Source organism: Klebsiella sp. Q11, assembly GCF_964241505.1.
GTDB lineage: Bacteria > Pseudomonadota > Gammaproteobacteria > Enterobacterales > Enterobacteriaceae > Klebsiella > Klebsiella michiganensis.
This window is the reverse complement of the sequence record NZ_CAXSXW010000001.1, coordinates 48,063-62,584: the sequence shown is the minus strand read 5'-3', so window position 1 is coordinate 62,584 and position 14,522 is coordinate 48,063. Positions and strand designations below refer to the sequence as shown.

Below are 14,522 nucleotides of genomic sequence, written 5' to 3'. Positions count from 1 at the left end.
ATGCTCACATTTTTTATCCGTCGCCCTCGCTTTGCGATGGTGATTGCGCTGCTGATGACCTTTGTCGGCGCGGTCTCGCTGAAGCTGATCCCGGTCGAGCAGTATCCGCAGATTACGCCGCCGGTCATCAACGTTAGCGCCAGCTGGCCGGGCGCCAGCGCGGCGGACGTGGCGGAAGCCATTGCCGCGCCGCTGGAGACCCAGCTCAACGGCGTCGATCATATGCTCTATATGGAGTCCACCAGTTCCGATGAGGGGACCTACAGCCTGAGCCTGACTTTTGCCGCCGGGACCGATGCCGATTTAGCCGCGATCGATGTGCAGAACCGCGTGTCGCAGGCGGTGGCGCAGCTGCCTGCCGACGTGCAGCAGAACGGCGTGCAGGTGCGTAAGCGGGCGACGAACCTGCTGATGGGCGTGAGTCTCTATTCGCCGCTCGGCACGCTATCGCCGCTGTTTGTCAGCAACTACGCCAGCACTCAGGTGCGCGAGGCGCTGGCGCGTCTACCCGGCGTCGGGGAAGTGCAGATGTTCGGCGCGCGCGACTACAGCATGCGCATCTGGCTGCGGCCCGACCGCATGAACGCGTTGAATATCACAACCGACGATATTGCCCAGGCGCTGCGCGAGCAGAACGTGCAGGGCGCGGCGGGGCAGGTGGGGACGCCGCCGGTATTTAACGGCCAGCAGCAGACGCTGACCATCAACGGTATCGGGCGACTCAGCGACGCCGCCGGCTTCGGGCAAATTGTGGTTCGCAGCGGCGAACGCGGCCAGCTGGTGCGCCTGTCTGACGTGGCGACCATTGAGCTGGGCGCGCGCAGCTACAGCTCCGGCGCGCAGCTCAACGGCAAAGATTCCGCCTATCTCGGTATCTATCCGACGCCCACCGCCAACGCCCTGCAGGTCGCCACCGCGGTGCGCGCTGAGCTGACCCGGCTGCACGCGCGTTTCCCGGCGGATCTCACCTGGGAAGTGAAGTTTGATACCACCCGCTTTGTGGCGGCGACGATCAAAGAGATCGGCGTGTCGCTGGCGCTGACCCTTATGGCGGTGGTGGTGGTGGTTTCGCTGTTCCTCCAGAGCTGGCGGGCGACGCTGATTGTCGCGCTGGCGATCCCGGTGTCGCTTATTGGCACCTTTGCCGTGCTTTATGCGCTGGGCTACAGCGCCAATACCCTGAGCCTGTTCGCGATTATTCTCGCCCTGACGATGGTGGTGGATGACGCCATCGTGGTGGTGGAGAGCGTGGAAACGAAAATGGCGGAGGGGCTGGATCGCGGCGCCGCGACCGCCGAGGCGCTGCGGCAAATCGCCGGGCCGGTGATCGCCACAACTCTGGTGCTGCTGGCGGTGTTTGTGCCGGTAGCGATGCTGCCGGGGATCGTCGGCGAGCTGTATCGCCAGTTTGCGGTGACCTTATCGACGGCGGTGACGCTGTCGAGCGTGGTGGCGCTGACCCTGACGCCCGCGCTGTGCGCGCTGCTGCTGCGTCCGCGGCCGCAGCAGCCAGCCGCCATCTGGCGCGGTTTTAACCGCGGTCTGGATACGGTGCGCGATGGTTACGGGCGTCTGGTCGGGAGGATGAATCGTCGCCCCTGGCTGGCGCTGGCGGCGACGATGGCGGCGGCCGGGGTGGTGGTGTTTAGCTTTATCACCATGCCAAAGGGTTTTCTGCCGCAGGAAGATCAGGGCTACTTTTTTGCCAGCGTGCAGCTGCCTGAAGCCGCCTCGCTGGAGCGTACCGAAGCGGTGATGGCGCAGGCGCGCGAGCTGCTGTTGTTGAATCCGGCGGTTGAGGATGTGATTCAGGTCTCCGGTTTTAATATTCTCAACGGTACCAGCGCTTCAAACGGCGGATTTATCTCGGTGATGCTGAAGGACTGGCACCAGCGGCCGCCGCTGGAGGCGGTGATGGAAAAGGTGCAGGGCCAGCTGATGGGGCTACCGGAGGCGACGATCATGACTTTTGCGCCGCCGACGCTGCCGGGGCTGGGCAACGCCTCCGGGTTTAATTTACGCATTCTGGCCCAGGCCGGACAATCGCCGGCGGAGCTGGAGCAGGTGACGCATCAGGTGCTGCGGACGGCTAATCAGTACCCGCAGCTGAGCCGGGTATTTACCACCTGGAGCAGCAACGTGCCGCAGCTGACGCTCACCGTCGATCGCGACCAGGCGGCCCGGCTGAACGTACCGGTGGCGAGGATTTTCAGCAGCCTGCAAACCGCGTTTGGCGGCACCCGCGCCGGCGATTTCAGCATCAACAATCGTGTCTACCACGTGGTGATGCAAAACGAGATGCAGTGGCGCGAGCGGGCAGAGCAGATAAGCGAGCTGTACGTGCGCAGCGACAGCGGCGAGCGGGTTCGCCTGAGTAATCTGGTGACGATTACGCCGACGGTGGGCGCGCCGTTTATTCAGCAGTATAACCAGTTCCCGTCGGTATCGGTGAGCGGGTCGGCGGCCGAAGGCGTCAGCAGCCGGACGGCAATGGCGGTGATGGAGCAGATTTTACAAGCGAACCTGCCGCACGGTTATGATTACGCCTGGAGCGGCATCTCCTGGCAGGAGCAGCAGACCGGTAACCAGGCGGTGTGGATTGTGCTGGCGGCGGTAGCGATGGCGTGGCTGTTCCTCGTCGCCCAGTATGAGAGCTGGACGCTGCCGGCGAGCGTGATGCTGTCGGTGCTGTTCGCCATCGGCGGGTCGCTGCTGTGGCTCTGGTGGGCCGGTTATGCCAACGATGTATACGTGCAGATAGGCCTGGTGCTGCTGATCGCGCTGGCGGCGAAAAACGCGATTTTGATCGTCGAGTTTGCCCGGGCGAAGCGCGAAGAGGGGATGTCGATTATCGACGCCGCCCGTGAAGGGGCGACCCGCCGCTTCCGCGCGGTAATGATGACGGCGGTCTCTTTTATCATCGGGATTGTGCCGATGATGCTCGCCACCGGCGCCGGGGCGCAGAGCCGGCGGATTATCGGTACCACGGTGTTCAGCGGCATGCTGGTGGCGACGGTAATCGGCATTTTGTTTATTCCTTCGCTGTACGTGCTGTTCCAGCGGCTGCGCGAGTGGGCCCACCGCCGGATGTAGGTGGCCCGCGCCTGTCCGGGCTACAGTACTGCATATTGCCGATAACCCGTAGCCCGGGTAAGGCGTTTACGCCGCAACCCGGGGAATATGCCGCGACGTGGTATTGCTGTGGCTTCTTCCCGGCTTGCGCTGCGCTTAGCCGGGCTACCGGGCCGCAGATTGCCGGTAATCCGTAGCCAGGACAGGCGCGGCAGCGCCGCCTCCGGGAGATTTTCATGCCGCTGCGGATATGTTTCTGAAACAACGTGTCATGCAGCGATGCCCTGGCCCCCGCTGAAATCGGCGAACCGGAGGACCGAAGACAAGGGCTGGCCGCCAGGGATGGCGGACAGAGGCGAATCGAGACACGACAAAATTGCCTGGAGCAATTTTGAACAGCGCTTGCGCTGGCCCCGTAGGGGCGAGTCCCAGGGATGGGACGAGTAATGTCGAGTTGAGCCGACCTCGGGCTGAGGACCGGGAGGTGAGCGCAGTGCGCAGCACCGATTTATTTGCGGGACCGCGGGGATTGTAAAGGGGGAGACGGTTTTCTCCCCCTTTACCCGTTCACGTGCCTCGATGAGACATTTTCTGCGACTTGATGGTGAACGGAACCCCTCAACACCGTCCCGGAGGCGGCGCTGCCCAATCTCCCTCCCTCAGGCACCGGGCCCGGAAATCCCGGGTCGCGGCGTAAACGCCTTACCCGGGCTACTCCCCGCAGACGATGTTTTGCCGACTACCTGCTCTCCACCGCGATCATGGTGACGAACGGATGGTACTGCCACGGCACGCTGCCGCCTTTCTGGTACATCTTCGAAATGGTGCCGTCGAGATAGAGCATCTGGCGCACGTTGAGCCTGGACTGCGCGTAGCAGGCAAAATCATAGAAATTGGTTTCGCGCGCGCTGAGCATAAAGACCACTTTGCCATCGCCGGTGATGCCCACGCCGTTACGCAGCTTGCGCGAGCTGGCGGACGGCTTCAGCCGCCAGTTGATCTTGCCGTTTTCAATCAGCATCGGCCCGGACTGCACGGCGTAGCGGATGGCTGGCGACGGCTTGAATTTATCGATGCTGACAATCCCCGCGTTTTGCCCGCGCAGATAAAACACCCCGCCGGGACGAATAAAAAAGTTGCCGCCGCCGGAAGCACGGTTAAGCGGGGTCAGCTGCCTGCCTTTCTCGATATACAGCCCCAGCGGCGCATAGGCTTTATCATAAATTCCGCCGTTCATCGCCATCTGCACCTGTCCGTTGTGGTCGATATCCGCCAGCAGGGCGCGCAGCGATCCCCAGGCTTTACCGTCCTCTTTTTGCCAGTACATCACGATGCGTTCGCGCTGCGGATCAACGGTATAGCTTTGCAGCGTCAGCGACGGGTCGGTCAGCGAGCACTTCCCGCTGGCGAAAGCGGGCAGGGATAACAGCAGCAGCGGCAGAAGAGAGAAAAAGCGCACGACAGGTTCCAGACAGACGACGAAAGCGTGCAGTATAGCGTTTTATCGCCGCTACGCCGTCCAGATTTCGCAGTGCTTTTGTACCAGCCCGATCAATGAACCGCCGTTGGCGACAAACTCGCGCATCTGCTGCGGCTCGCTGCGATCCTGCTTCGCCTGGCGCACAATCGCCTCCAGCGCGCTGCCGGCATTCAGCTTGTGGGCGCTGGGGGCCAGCCTATCCGCCAGCTGTAAAATTTCTTCGCGCAATGTTCGTTGTTCGCCGCCGTTAACATCGGTATTGATCCCATCAAGCCCGTAGCGGCAGGCCTGATAGCGGTTGAAGGGGTAGAGCAGATAATCCTCGGGCTGATGCTTAAACGGCCGCTCCGTCAGCAGCCAGCAGGCGATGATCTGAATAAACCCGGCGATATTCACCGCCTGAGCAATCGTCAGCGGCGTATCCATCACCCGGACTTCGACGGTACCAAAGCGCGGGCTGGGGCGGATATCCCAGTGCAGATCCTTCATGCTGTCGATCATGCTGGTATAGCTAAGACGGCGAAACAGACCGGTAAAAGCCTGCCAGTTATTCACCCACGGCATCGGGCCGTTATCGGGATAGGCGGCAAAAAGGTTAAGCCGCGAGCAGGCAAAGCCGCTATCGGTCCCGTCGAGCCAGGGCGATGCCGCATTCAGCGCGATAAAATGCGGTACGAAGCGCGACAGGCCGTGCAGAAGATAGATGGCATCATCGCCGTTTTGACACCCCACGTGCACGTGCTGGCCGAAGATCGTCGCCTGCTTCGCCAGGTAACCAAAGTGCTCGACGGTTTTCAGGTAGCGCGGGTTATCGCTGATCTGCTGACGCTGCCAGCTTTGAAACGGATGCGTTCCGCCGCCGCAGATTTGCACATGATGGCGGGAGGCGGCGCGCAGCACCGCCTGTTGAATCGCGCTCAGCTGCGCGGTGGCCTGGTGGATATCGCGGCAGACGCCGGTGGCGATCTCCAGCATGCTTTCGGTAATGTCATGCTTGGCCTCGCCCGCTTTCAGCGTGCCCTGCACCTCGTCAATCAGCGCGGAAGAGTCCTGGCTCAGATCGAAACCCGGCGGGTTGACGACCTGAAGCTCCAGCTCGATACCGAGGGTAAACGGCTCGGAGCGGTGAAAATCAGGTAACGGCATGGCGACTCCCTCTTTCTCTTTATCAGAAAGTATATACCCGTCATACTTCAAGTTGCAGGTGTGTTGGCTTTCCTCGCTCACCCCAGTCACTTACTGGAGTAAGCGCCTGGGGATTCCCTGCGTCGCCGCCTTCCTGCAACTCGAATTATTTAGGGTATAGAAGACAACGCCTCAAACTGATGATTTGCCGGATATTATGAATTTAATTTATAGAAAATAACGCCACGTGATTATCCCTTTAAAAAGAAAGTAAGGCTGGTGCAATCCTGCAACAGAATTCCCGCCGGTGGTGCAAAAAGATAAGGTTATTCTATTTTTTAAGTAAAATCATATAGATGATATAAGTCATTCTTATTTTATAAGCCATTTCACGCTTATTCCCCGCGCGTTCAGAACTGGTATGTATCTTGCCTGTTAAATAGCGACTTTTATTTAACAGGGACAATGTGATGCTGAAGAAAAAAATATTTTCGCGTAAATGCCATCTCGCCGTTGCTGTTAGCGGAGCATTGGCGCTGATCGCCTCTTTGCCGGCCAATGCCTCAACCCTGCGGATCGCCATGACCGCCGCCGATATCCCTTTGACCCTCGGCCAGCCCGATCAGGGCTTTGAGGGCAATCGCTTCACCGGCATTCCGCTCTACGACGCCCTCGTTGAATGGGATCTCTCACAGGGAGAAAAGCCCAGTGGCCTGGTGCCGGGGCTGGCGACCGAGTGGCACGTTGACCCGCAAAATCAAAGCCGCTGGATTTTCACCCTGCGCCCGGGCGTTAAGTTTCACGATGGTTCAACGGTCAACGCCGATGCCATCGTCTGGAACGTGGATAAGGTGCTGAATAAAGCCGCGCCGCAGTATGCCCCGGGCCAGATAGGCAACACCCTCTCACGCATGCCGACCCTGACCGGCGCGGAAAAGATTGACGACCACACCGTGGCGCTGACCACCTCCGAACCGGACGCGCTGCTGCCGTACAACCTTACCAACCTGTTTATCGTTTCGCCGACGGCGTGGCAGAAGCTGTATGACGCGGTGCCGGCAAACGCCGGCGATGCCGCCGCGCGTAGTAAGCAGGCGTGGACCGAGTTCGCCGCCCACGCGGTGGGCAGCGGTCCGTTCAAAATGGAAAAACTGGTTCCTCGCCAGCAGCTGATCCTCGATAAGAACCCCGACTACTGGAACAAAGATCGCATTCCGCGAGTGGACAAAGTGGTGCTGATCCCGCTGCCGGAAGCTAACGCCCGCACGGCGGCGCTGCTCTCGAAGCAGGTGGACTGGATCGAAGCCCCGGCCCCGGACGCGGTCGATCAGATAAAAGCCCAGGGCTTTAAAATCTACGCTAACACCCAGCCGCACCTGTGGCCGTGGCAGTTCTCCTTCGAAGAGGGCTCGCCGTGGAAAGATATTCGCGTGCGCAAAGCCGCCAACCTGTGCCTGAACCGCGCGGAGCTCAAAAGCTATCTCGGCGGCTATATGACCGAAGCGACCGGCGTCTACGAGGCCGGCAGCCCGTGGCACGGTAAACCCACCTTCCAGATCAAATATGACCCGGATACCGCCCGTAAGCTGATGACCGAAGCCGGGTATAGCGCCGGGAAACCGCTGCACGTCACGGTCGCCACCTCGGCCTCCGGCTCCGGGCAGATGCAGCCGCTGCCGATGAACGAGTACATCCAGCAGAGCCTGAAAAGCTGCTTCTTTAACGTCGACATTAAGGTCAACGAATGGAACACCCTGTTTACCAACTGGCGTCTCGGGGCGAAAGATCCGTCGGCGAAAGGGATCGACGCGATCAACGTCAGCGCCGCGGTTAACGATCCCTATTTCGGCATGATCCGCTTCTCCACCGCGAAGGCCTTCCCGCCGGTGGCGACCAACTGGGGCTACTTCTCGACCCCGGAAACCGAAAAGCTGGCGGCGGCGGTGAAACATGCGTTTACCCCGGCTGAAATGGATAAAGCCGCGGGTGAACTGCACGCCGCGCTGGTCGATCAGGTGCCGTTCCTGTTCGTCGCACACGATGTCGGGCCAAGGGCGATATCGCCAGCCGTCACCGGTGTGGTACAGCCGCAAAGCTGGTTTATCGACCTCAGCCTGGTGAGCAAAAAAGAGTAATCGACACGGGAGCAAGAGATGATCAATACGCTGCTATATCGCATCCTGCTGGCCGTCCCCACCATGCTCGGGGTGGCGGTGATCTGTTTTATGCTGGTGCAGATAGCGCCGGGCGACCCGCTGGTATCGGTGATGCCGCCGGACGCTTCGGAATCGCTGCGTCAGACCTTAATGCAGGCCTACGGCTTTGATAAACCGCTGCCGCTGCAGTTTGTGCACTGGCTATGGCGGGCGCTGCACGGCGATCTGGGCATGTCGGTCGCCACCGGGCGCCCGGTCATCGATGAAGTGATGACGGCGGTCACCTACTCTCTGCGTCTGGCGCTGCTGGCGACGGCGATCGGGTTTGCGCTGGGCAGCCTGTTCGGTTTTGTCGCCGGCTACTTTCGTAACAGCATTATTGACCGTCTGGCCTCGGTGCTATCCGTGTTTGGCGTCAGCGTACCGCACTACTGGCTGGGGATGCTGCTGGTCATCGTTTTTAGCGTCAAATTCGCGCTGCTGCCGGCGACCGGCGGCGGGCCAATCGGCGAGGTGGGCTGGCAGTGGAACTGGGAACACCTGCAGTTTATGCTGCTGCCGGCCTTCACGCTGTCGGTAATCCCGACCGGCATTATCGCCCGCACCGTTCGCTCGCAGGTGGCGGACATTCTCAGCCAGGAGTTTATCGTCGGCCTGCGCGCCCGGGGGCTCAACGAGTCGCGGATCTTTCTGCACGTGGTGAAAAACGCCGCCCCGACCGCGCTGGCGGTGATGGGGCTGCAGGTTGGCTATCTGATGGGCGGCTCGATTCTGGTGGAAACCGTCTTCTCCTGGCCCGGCACCGGTCTGCTGCTGAACACCGCTATCTTCCAGCGCGATCTGCCGCTATTGCAGGGCACCATCTGGGTACTGGCGCTGTTCTTTGTCCTGCTCAATCTGCTGGTGGATATTCTGCAAACCAGTCTCGATCCGCGAATTAAGAGGAGCTGACGATGGTGGATACCGTGACGACCAAAGGCATTACCGTCTCTGCCGCGACGGTTGCCAGACAAGGCTACTGGCGCGGCGTGTTTCGCCGCCTGCTGCGCGACCCGGGCGGCGTATTCGTCGGCGCGATCATTCTCATCCTGCTGGCGCTGGCGCTGTTCGGTCCCTGGCTAATCGTGAAAGATCCGTATCAAACATCGATGTTTTTACGCCTCAAACCGATTGGCGCCGACGGCTTTCCGCTGGGCTCCGATGAGCTCGGGCGCGATATGCTATCAAGGCTGATTCTCGGCACCCGGCTGTCGCTGTTTATGGGGATTGTCCCGGTGGTGTTCGCCTTTTTCATCGGCGGGGCGATCGGCATCATCGCCGGCTATGCGGGCGGTAAAACCAACACCCTGATTATGCGCACCGTGGACGTGTTTTACGCCTTTCCCTCGGTGCTGCTGGCGATCGCGCTCTCCGGCGCGCTGGGGGCGGGCATCGGTAACGCGCTGCTCTCGCTGACCCTGGTGTTCGTGCCGCAGGTGGCGCGTATCGCCGAAAGCGTCACCGCGCAGGTGCGGCATATGGACTATATCGACGCCGCCCGGGCTACCGGGGCCAGCGCGTTCACCATTATTCGCGTCCAGGTGCTGGGCAACGTGCTGGGGCCGATTTTCGTCTTCTCCACCGGCCTGATTTCGGTGTGCATGATCCTCGCCTCCGGGCTCTCTTTTCTCGGTCTCGGGGTTCGCCCGCCGGAGCCGGAATGGGGGCTGATGCTAAACACCCTGCGTACGGCGATTTATACCCAGCCGTGGGTAGCGGCGCTGCCCGGCCTGATGATTTTTATCACCTCCATTTCGTTCAATATCCTCGCGGACCGCCTGCGTGCGGCAATGGCGATTAAGGAGTAAGCGATGCAACCCTTTATCAATATCGACCTCGGCGGACCGGCGCAGCCGCTGCTGAAGGTCAACAATCTGCTGAAACATTTTCCCGCCGGCGGCGGCAAAGCGCGCGAAGTGGTGCAGGCGGTGGACGACGTCAGTTTTTCGGTGATCAAAGGCGAAACCCTCGGCGTGGTGGGGGAGTCGGGCTGCGGTAAATCCACCACCGCGCGGCTGCTGATGCAGCTGCTTAAGCAGGACAGCGGGGAGCTGATCTTCGATGGTCTGGAGGTGGGCTCATCGCGCCTGCCGATGAAAGCGTATCGCCGCCAGGTCCAGATGGTTTTCCAGGATAGCTACGCCTCGCTCAACCCGCGCATGACCATGGAAGAGAGCATTGCGTTCGGCCAGCGGGTACACGGCGTCAGCGCCAAAGAGGCCAGCGAGTATGCCCGCTATCTGCTGGCGCACGTCGGCCTTGAGCCGGAACGTTTTGCCCATCGTTATCCGCACGCGCTTTCCGGCGGCCAGCGCCAGCGGGTGAATATTGCCCGCGCGCTGGCGATGAAGCCCCGGCTGGTGATCCTCGACGAGGCCGTCTCGGCGCTGGATAAGTCGGTGGAAGCTCAGGTGCTGCAGCTGCTGCAGGAGCTGAAGCGGACGCTGGCGCTGACCTATGTGTTTATCAGCCACGATCTGCACGTGGTGCGCTGGCTGTCGGACCGCATTCTGGTGATGTATCTCGGCGAGGTGGTGGAGATTGGCCCGGCGGAGCAGCTGTTTACCGCCTCGGCCCACCCCTATACCCGGGCGCTATTAAGCTCGATGCCGTCGATGGACCCGCACAATCGCACCTTAACCTCGCCGCTGAGCGGCGATCCGCCCAGCCCGATTTCGCCTCCTTCCGGCTGCCGCTTTCATACCCGCTGCCCGCACGCCAGAGCGGTGTGCGCCGAGGTGAAACCGACGCTCGAAAGCGTCGGTGAGGGGCACCAGAGCGCCTGCCTGATGGCGCAGCCCGCGTCGCCCTGGCATCAAAATATCGCCATTCAGGAGGCCAGCCATGTCGCATGAAGCCTACGTCCATATCCGCGACCTGCGGGTTGAGTTTCGCCGCGACGGTCAGACGGTCAACGCGGTCAACGGCGTCTCCTTTGATGTGCAAAAAGGCGAGGTGATGGCGCTGATCGGCGAGTCTGGCTCCGGGAAAAGCGTCACTCTGCGCGCCCTGATGCGGCTGCACCCGCCGAAAAGCAGCGTGCTTTCCGGTACCCTGAAGGTCGGGGAAGAGGATGTGTTGAACATGAGCGCCGGGCAGCTGCGGCGCTACCGCGGCGCGCGCTGCGCGATGATTTTCCAGGAGCCGCTGCTGGCCTTCGACCCGGTCTATACCGTGGGCCAGCAGATTGTTGAGGGGCTGCGTCGCCATGAAGGCCTGTCGCGGCAGGCGGCGCGGGAAAGGGCGCTGGAGGCGCTGCGTCAGGTGCGCATTCCGAGCCCCGAGCGGCGGCTGGATGCTTACCCGCACGAGATGTCCGGCGGGATGCGCCAGCGGGCGATGATTGCCCTCGCGCTCTCCTGCAACCCGCAGTTGCTGCTGGCGGATGAGCCGACCACCGCCCTCGATGCCACGGTGCAAATCCAGATCCTGATTCTGCTGCGCGAGCAGCAAAAGCAGCGCGATCTGTCGATTATATTTGTGACCCACGATATCGGCGCGGCGGTGGAGATCGCCGACCGGGTGGCGGTGATGTACGCCGGGCGCATCGTGGAGGAGGCGTCGATCGAGGAGATTCTGTATCGTCCGCGCCATCCCTATACCCAGGTGCTGCTGGGCAGCCGGCCGAAAGAGGGGCTGAAAAAGGGCGACGCGCTGCACTGTATCCCCGGTTCACCGCCGGATCTCTCGTGCCTGCCGCCGGGCTGCGCGTTTGCCGAACGCTGTCCACACGCGCGCCCCGCCTGCGCGCAAAGCCAGCCGACGACCGAACCGGCCGGGCTGCGTCACGTGGTAAGTTGCCATCGCTGGCGTGAGCTGAGCCCGTCCGTTGAAAACCAGGCGCTTTACGCCTGAGGCCAGGAGGAAACCATCATGCAGGACGACATTCGCGCCTTTATGCCCTATCCGCCGCATCCGGTGGCGCATGCGCTCAGCGGGCCGCTGAGCGGCTTAACCTTTGCGGTCAAAGATCTGTTCGACGTGGCGGGCTACCCAACCGGCGGGGGTAATCCGCACCTGCTGGCGCTGTCCGGGATTAAAAACCGCACCGCGCCGGTGGTGCAAAAGCTGTTAGATAACGGCGCGCGCTTTATCGGCAAAACCCATACCAGCGAGCTGGCGTATTCGATGAGCGGGCACAACGTGCATTACGGTACCCCGCGCAACGGCGCCGCGCCGAATCATATACCCGGCGGATCGTCGTCCGGCTCGGCGTCGGCGGTATCGAACGCGGCGTGCGACTTTGCCCTCGGCAGCGATACCGGCGGCTCGGTACGCACGCCGGCGAGCTACTGCGGACTGTTTGGCCTGCGTCCAACCCACGGCCGTCTCTCCCTCGACGGCTGCCAGCCGCTGTGCGCCACTATGGACACCTGCGGCTTCTTTGCCCGCTCGCCGGAGGTCTTTTCCGCCGTCGCCGCCTGTCTGTTCGACGCTGAACGCGCGGATCTCGACGGCGTGCGGCTGGCCTGCCACGATGGGCTGTTTTCCCGCCTGCCGCTGCGCAGCCAGCAGGCGCTGCTGCCGGTCCGCCAACGGCTGGCGCGCTTTTTCGGCCCGTTAGCGCCGCTCGATGCGCCGCTGCCCGACGCTGACGATATTTATCTCGCCTTCCGCCAGATTCAGGGCTACGAAGCGTGGCAGGCGCAGGGCGAAACCATTGAGCTCTATGGTCTGCAGCTAGGCCCGGACGTCCGCGAGCGCTTTTTCTGGGGCAAAGCGGTCACCCGCGCGCAGTTTGACGCCGCCTGCCAGCTGCGCGAGCGTTTTACCGCCTGGTGGGACGCGCAGCTGGGCGATGCGGTCCTGGTGATGCCGACCGTTCCCGATGGCGCGCCGCTGCTGACGGCGCAGGCCGAAGAGATAGAAGCGGTCCGGCGCCTGTCTCACGACCTGCTGTTAATTTCCGTGATGACCCAACGTCCGCAGGTGACGCTGCCGGTCGCCCAGACGGGCGGTCTGCCGCTGGGGATCTCATTTTTAGGCCCGCGCGGCAGCGATCGTCTGCTGGTCGAGCTGGCCGCCGCGTTTATGCAAGGAGACCGAAATGAGCAGTGATGTCCTTTTTACCCCGATGACCGAAACCACCGACTGCCGGGTTAACGGCGAGCGTCTGTGGGAGTCGCTGATGGCGCTGGCGGAAATCGGCGCCACGCCGAAGGGCGGCTGCTGTCGTCTGACGCTCACCGATCTCGATCGCCAGGGGCGGGATTTGGTGATTAGCTGGGCGCAGGCGGCGGGGATGCGCGTCACCGTCGATAAAATCGGCAACGTCTTTATGCGCCGGGAAGGGCGTAATCCGGCGCTGCCGCCGATTGTCTCCGGCAGCCATATTGATACCCAGCCCACCGGCGGCAAATTTGATGGCAACTACGGCGTGCTGGCGGCGCTGGAGGTGGTGCGCACCCTGAACGATCGGCATATTGAAACCGAAGCGCCGATTGAAGTGGTGTTCTGGACCAACGAAGAGGGCTCGCGCTTTGTGCCGGTGATGATGGGCTCCGGGGTGTTTGCCGGGGTATTCCCGCTGGAAACTGTCTATGCCGCGCAGGATGCGGACGGTAAAACCGTGGGCGAGGAGCTGGCGCGCATCGGCTATATCGGCAGCCAGACGCCGGGCGATCATCCGATTGGCGCCTACTTTGAAGCGCATATTGAACAGGGGCCGATTCTGGAAGATGAAGCGAAAACTATCGGTATCGTTCAGGGCGTGCTGGGGATCCGCTGGTATGACTGCGTGGTGACTGGCCAGGAGTCCCACGCCGGACCGACGCCGATGCGCCTGCGTCAGGATGCGCTGCAGGCAGCGACCCGCATTATGCAGGAGGTCGTGGCGATCGCCGGGCGCAGCGACGAGGGGCGCGGTACGGTAGGGAGGGTGCAGGTCTATCCGAACAGCCGCAACGTGGTGCCGGGAGAGGTCACTTTTTCGATTGATATGCGTAATCTCAGCGATGCGCTGGTGGATGAGATGGACCGCCAGCTGCGGGCGTTTATCGCCGGGGTTGAGCGGGAGAGTGGCCTGAAGGTGGCGCTGAAAGAGGTGAGCCACTATCCGGCGGCGCCGTTCCACCCGGATTGCCAGGCGGCGATCGCCGACGCCGCGCAGCGGCTGGGCTATCCGGCGCGGGAGATTGTCTCCGGCGCCGGGCACGACGCGGTGTATATGAGCTACCTGGCGCCAACCGGGATGATTTTTATCCCCTGCAGGGACGGGATCAGCCACAACGAAATTGAGTATGCGTCGCCGGAGCACGTTGAGGCCGGCGCGAACGTGCTGCTGCAGGTGATGCTGCAGTACGCGCGGGTGGTATAAACGGCCGCTCTCCCCGGTCGCGCTGCGCTTACCGGGGCTACGGGTTTCCAGCCGCCTGCGGGGGAGTAGCCCGGGTAAGGCGTTTACGCCGCGACCCGGGATTTCCGGGCTACAAGGGCAATACAGGCTAGCTGCCAAATTTGCGCGAACCGATAACGCACAGAATCATGCCCAGGGTTACGGTCAGCATCAGGCCGTTCTCCCCGGTCGCGCTGCGCTTACCGGGGCTACGGGTTTCCAGCCGTCTGCGGGGCGGTAGCCCGGGTAAGGCGTTTACGCCGCGACCCGGGATTTCCGGGCTACAAGGGCAATACAGGCTAGCTGCCAAATTTGC

General features: G+C 62.1%; 11 protein-coding genes. 8 read left to right on the top strand and 3 right to left on the bottom strand.

All coding sequences use genetic code 11. The features are described from left to right. Positions 1-3,093, top strand: coding sequence for an efflux RND transporter permease subunit (locus tag ACESQ2_RS00255; RefSeq protein ID WP_032748594.1), 3,093 nt, complete (start codon positions 1-3; stop codon positions 3,091-3,093). Between the two features lie 718 nt (positions 3,094-3,811). Here the strand turns inward: ACESQ2_RS00255 and ACESQ2_RS00250 are convergent. Next, entirely contained in the window at positions 3,812-4,531 is a 720-nt protein-coding gene (locus ACESQ2_RS00250; RefSeq protein ID WP_046876891.1) for a phosphodiester glycosidase family protein, read from the bottom strand. Positions 4,532-4,582: 51 nt separating this feature from the next. Next, entirely contained in the window at positions 4,583-5,698 is a 1,116-nt protein-coding gene (locus ACESQ2_RS00245) for a YbdK family carboxylate-amine ligase (RefSeq protein WP_025107066.1), read from the bottom strand. Positions 5,699-6,147: 449 nt separating this feature from the next. Between ACESQ2_RS00245 and ACESQ2_RS00240 the strand changes: the two genes are divergently transcribed. The 7 genes from ACESQ2_RS00240 to ACESQ2_RS00210 are packed head-to-tail and all read left to right on the top strand — an operon-like array spanning position 6,148 to position 14,188. After that, complete coding sequence (locus tag ACESQ2_RS00240; RefSeq protein WP_014228317.1) at positions 6,148-7,812, top strand: ABC transporter substrate-binding protein; 1,665 nt, start codon at positions 6,148-6,150, stop codon at positions 7,810-7,812. Positions 7,813-7,830: 18 nt separating this feature from the next. Beyond that, entirely contained in the window at positions 7,831-8,784 is a 954-nt protein-coding gene (locus tag ACESQ2_RS00235; protein WP_004848587.1) for an ABC transporter permease, read from the top strand. Between the two features lie 2 nt (positions 8,785-8,786). Beyond that, positions 8,787-9,680, top strand: a complete 894-nt coding sequence (locus ACESQ2_RS00230) for an ABC transporter permease (RefSeq protein ID WP_014228319.1) — start codon at positions 8,787-8,789, stop codon at positions 9,678-9,680. A gap of 3 nt (positions 9,681-9,683) precedes the next feature. Continuing rightward, entirely contained in the window at positions 9,684-10,727 is a 1,044-nt protein-coding gene (locus ACESQ2_RS00225; RefSeq protein WP_046876890.1) for an ABC transporter ATP-binding protein, read from the top strand. Further along, positions 10,717-11,727: an ABC transporter ATP-binding protein gene (locus ACESQ2_RS00220; protein WP_373170084.1), complete on the top strand. Its 1,011-nt coding sequence runs from the start codon at positions 10,717-10,719 to the stop codon at positions 11,725-11,727. The genes ACESQ2_RS00225 and ACESQ2_RS00220 overlap by 11 nt, the downstream gene beginning before the upstream one ends. An 18-nt stretch (positions 11,728-11,745) precedes the next feature. Continuing rightward, positions 11,746-12,930 (top strand): amidase, encoded by a 1,185-nt coding sequence (locus ACESQ2_RS00215; protein WP_373170083.1) that lies wholly within the window; start codon positions 11,746-11,748, stop codon positions 12,928-12,930. Beyond that, on the top strand, positions 12,920-14,188 hold the full coding sequence (locus ACESQ2_RS00210; protein ID WP_219558049.1) for a Zn-dependent hydrolase: 1,269 nt from the start codon (positions 12,920-12,922) through the stop codon (positions 14,186-14,188). The genes ACESQ2_RS00215 and ACESQ2_RS00210 overlap by 11 nt, the downstream gene beginning before the upstream one ends. A gap of 127 nt (positions 14,189-14,315) precedes the next feature. Here the strand turns inward: ACESQ2_RS00210 and ACESQ2_RS00205 are convergent. Beyond that, on the bottom strand, positions 14,316-14,522 hold a 207-nt coding region (locus ACESQ2_RS00205), incomplete at its 5' end, for a hypothetical protein (RefSeq protein ID WP_373170082.1).